This window comes from Micromonospora sp. 4G55, from assembly GCF_016803375.1.
This window is the reverse complement of sequence record NZ_JAEVHN010000653.1, coordinates 1-3,391: the sequence shown is the minus strand read 5'-3', so window position 1 is coordinate 3,391 and position 3,391 is coordinate 1. Positions and strand designations below refer to the sequence as shown.

The 3,391-nt window shown below is 71.0% G+C and carries 2 protein-coding genes and 3 pseudogenes; 4 read left to right on the top strand and 1 reads right to left on the bottom strand.

Annotated elements, in window-relative coordinates; genetic code table 11:
- From JNW89_RS31750 to JNW89_RS31735, 4 genes and pseudogenes are all read left to right on the top strand, one after another.
- Window positions 1-350: pseudogene (locus JNW89_RS31750) on the top strand (hypothetical protein); the annotation flags it as partial.
- 9 nt (window positions 351-359) lie between these two features.
- The gene (locus JNW89_RS31745) at window positions 360-1,172 is read left to right on the top strand and encodes an SDR family oxidoreductase (protein ID WP_238451864.1); all 813 of its coding nucleotides are present in this window, start codon (window positions 360-362) and stop codon (window positions 1,170-1,172) included.
- A 166-nt stretch (window positions 1,173-1,338) separates the two neighbouring features.
- A pseudogene (gene pyrE / locus JNW89_RS31740) lies at window positions 1,339-1,879 on the top strand (orotate phosphoribosyltransferase).
- 57 nt (window positions 1,880-1,936) lie between these two features.
- The gene (locus JNW89_RS31735; RefSeq protein ID WP_007454255.1) at window positions 1,937-2,314 is read left to right on the top strand and encodes a helix-turn-helix transcriptional regulator; all 378 of its coding nucleotides are present in this window, start codon (window positions 1,937-1,939) and stop codon (window positions 2,312-2,314) included.
- 177 nt (window positions 2,315-2,491) lie between these two features.
- Here the strand turns inward: JNW89_RS31735 and JNW89_RS31730 are convergent.
- Window positions 2,492-3,357, bottom strand: a pseudogene (locus JNW89_RS31730) (DedA family protein).
- Between the last annotated feature and the right edge of the window lie 34 nt (window positions 3,358-3,391).

Sequence of the window (3,391 nt, the reverse complement as noted above, 5' to 3'; positions counted from 1 at the left end):
GGCCGCCGGGGCGCCCGGGTGGCGACCTGGGTGGTCGCCGGGCTGGGGCTGCTCTGCGGGTGCTGCGGCCTGGCCGCGCTGGTCGGTCAGCGGGCCGCCCGCTGCGGACCGACGAGCAGACCGCCGAGCTGCTGGGCCTGCTCGGCGACGCCTACCCGTCCTGGTGGCTCCCGCTGAACGCGGCCCTTTCGGTGGGCCAGGTGCTCGGCTACCTTGTGGTGGCCGTGCTGCTGGCGCTGCCCGCGGCGAACGGCTGGTTCGGCCGCGCCCGGCCGACGCCGCCCCCGCCCCCGGCGCCGCTCCCGTACGGCCCGTACCCGCCGCCGCAGGCTCCGCCGCCGTCCCGCTGAGGAGCGCCCGTGACGTCCGAAACTCCGGCCACCGAACGATGGGCGCTGGTCACCGGCGCCACCGCCGGCATCGGCGAGGCGTTCGCCCGCCGGCTCGCCGCCGACGGGTGGCAGCTGGTGCTGGTGGCCCGGGACGCCACCCGGCTCGCCGAGGTGGCCGCCGACCTGACCGCCCGGCACGGTCACCGGGTGGAGACGCTCCCCGCCGACCTGTCCACCGACGACGGATGCGCGGCGGTGGAACGGCGGCTGACCGACGCCACCGCCCCGGTCGAGCTGCTCGTCAACAACGCCGGGCTCAGCCTCAACCGGCCGTTCGTGCGGTCCACAGTCGCCGACGAGACGCGGTTGCTGCGGCTCAACGTGCACGCCGTCATGCGGCTCACCCTCGCCGCGCTCGGCGCGATGACGGATCGACGAAACGGGATAGTGATAAATGTCTCTTCCGTCGCCGGTTTCGGTCCGGTGATGCCCGGCTCGACGTACCCGGCGAGCAAGGCGTGGGTGACGAGCTTCAGCGAATCCGTCGACCTGTCGGTGCGCCCGCTCGGCGTACGGGTGATGGCGCTCTGCCCCGGTTACACGGCCACCGGCTACCACGAGCGCAACGGCATCGACATGTCCGGCACGCCCCGGTGGATGTGGCTGCGGGCCGACGACGTGGTCGACGGCGCCCTGCGTGACCTGCGTAAAGGCAAGCAGATCAGCGTCCCGGACTGGAAGTACAAGCTCGCCGTGGCCGGCCTGCGGCACGCGCCGCGACGGTTGCTGCGGCTGGCCTACCGCGACCGCCGGGGGCGGGTCGAGCCGACCGACGGCTGACGCCGCGACCTCCGGCCGGTGCCGGTCACGGTGGCGTCGGCAGGGTACGGGATTTCAGCGTGGTCGCACAGCGTAGCCGTCCATCGCCACCCATCGGTCGCCCACGAGGCTGACCCGGGTGGACCCCACATCCGGCGTACAGACTCGCGCAGTACCCTCTATCGCCATGGGGCACCGCGACGACCTGCGTAAATTCATTTCCGACCTGGCTGTGGTCCACGGCCGGGTGGTGCTCTCCTCGGGCCGCGAAGCGGACTGGTACGTCGATCTGCGCCGCGTCACGCTGCATCACCAGGCTGCACCGCTGGTCGGTCGGGTGATGCGCGAGCTGACCGCGGACTGGGACTATGAGGCTGTCGGCGGGCTGACCCTCGGCGCGGATCCGATCGCGGTGTCGATGCTGCACGCCGCGGCGGAGACCGATCGACCGTTGGACGCGTTCGTGGTTCGCAAGGCGGGAAAGGCGCACGGTCTGCAACGGCGGATCGAGGGGCCTGAAGTGGTCGGTCGGCGGGTACTTGCCGTGGAGGACACCTCGACGACGGGCGGCAGCGTGTTGACCGCCGTCGAGGGCGCTGCGCGAGGCCGGGGCGGAGGTCGTTGGTGTGGCGGTTATTGTTGATCGAGGAGCCGGGGACGCCGTACGAGCCGCCGGACTGCCGTATCGGGCGGCCTATACGTTGGCTGACCTCGGCCTTGTGGCGTAAAAATTTGCCGATTCGGATCTGCTGATATGCAGGCGGATCGATGCTGCTGGTGGAAGGATGGAATACGTGGGAACTGCGTTGGCTGAAATGACCATGCCTCAGATCTCGCCGCTTGCTGGCGAGCCGATCGAACGTGCCGATGCCGAGCGGCTGGCGGGGGTCCTCAAGGCCCTTGCCGACCCCGCCCGGCTCCGGCTGCTCAGCCTGATCCAGTCGGCCCCCGAGGGCGAGGCGTGCGTCTGTGACCTGACGGCGCCGCTCGGCCTCTCGCAGCCGACGGTCAGCCACCACCTGCGTATCCTCACCGAGGCCGGCTTGCTGGAGCGGGAGAAGCGCGGTGTGTGGGCGTACTACCGGCTGGTGCCGTCCGCGATCGCCACGATCGCGGATCTGCTGACCCCGCCGCGCAAGCGGGCCACCAAGAAGGCCCGCTGACCCGGTGTCCGCGCGTCGTCCCCGACCGGGGCGACGTCCGGTGACGTACCAGGGGTGGCGTCATCGGGTGGTGACTCCTGTCTGTCACCAGCCAGCTCGCTGATCCGTCCACCGGCTCCTGACGGTGACACGAACGGCCGGTCCCTTCCGGGGCCGGCCGTTCGTCGTGGGTGAGGGTCAGCGGCCCTGGCCGTGGTCCGGGTAGCGCCGCTCGCCCTGCGGCGGCTGCTGCCGGTACGGGTGCTGCTGCTGCGGCTGGTCGTGGTGCAGGTGGTGCTCGATGGTGTCGCGAACCGCGTCGACGCGCCGGCCGCGCTGGCCGCCGCCACCACCGCGACGGCCTCGCCGCGCTTGCGGGCCTTCCGGTCCCGCAGGAACTCGAAGAAGATCGGCAGCACCGAGATCAGGATGATCAGCGCGACCACCGGCAGGATGTACCGGTCGATCTTGTCGCCGATCGCGCTGTAGATCTGCTCGGCGAGCAGGTAGCCGATCAGCAGGATGCCGTCCACCCAGAGGACGGCGCCGACCACGTTCCAGATGAAGAACTGCCGGGCCGGCATGCCGAGCACGCCCGCCACCGGGTTGAGGAACGTCCGCACGATCGGGATGAACCGGGCCAGCACCACGGCCTTCGCCGGGCCGAACTTCTGGAAGTAGTGCTCCGCCTTCTCCACGTACTCCCGCTTGAAGAGGCGGGAGTTGGGCCGGTCGAACATCCGCCGGCCGTACCGGGAGCCGAGCCAGTGCCCGAGCTGGGCGCCGATGATCGCGCAGATCGGCCCGCCGATCAGCAGCCCGACCAGGGAAAGCCGGGTGCCGCTGCCGAAGATCGCGTCCGCCACCGGTGACGCCGCGACGCCCGCCAGGAACAGCAGCGAGTCCCCCGGGAAGAAGAAGCCCACCAGCAGGCCGGTCTCGGCGAAGAGGATCACCCAGACGCCGATCAGCCCGAAGGTCTGCAACAGTTCCTTGGGGTCGAGCGGATTCAACGCGACCGTCTCGACGACGACCCGGCTCTTCTCACCTGTGTCCACGGCCACACAGGCTACCCGCCCCTCACCCCACCCCGCCCCA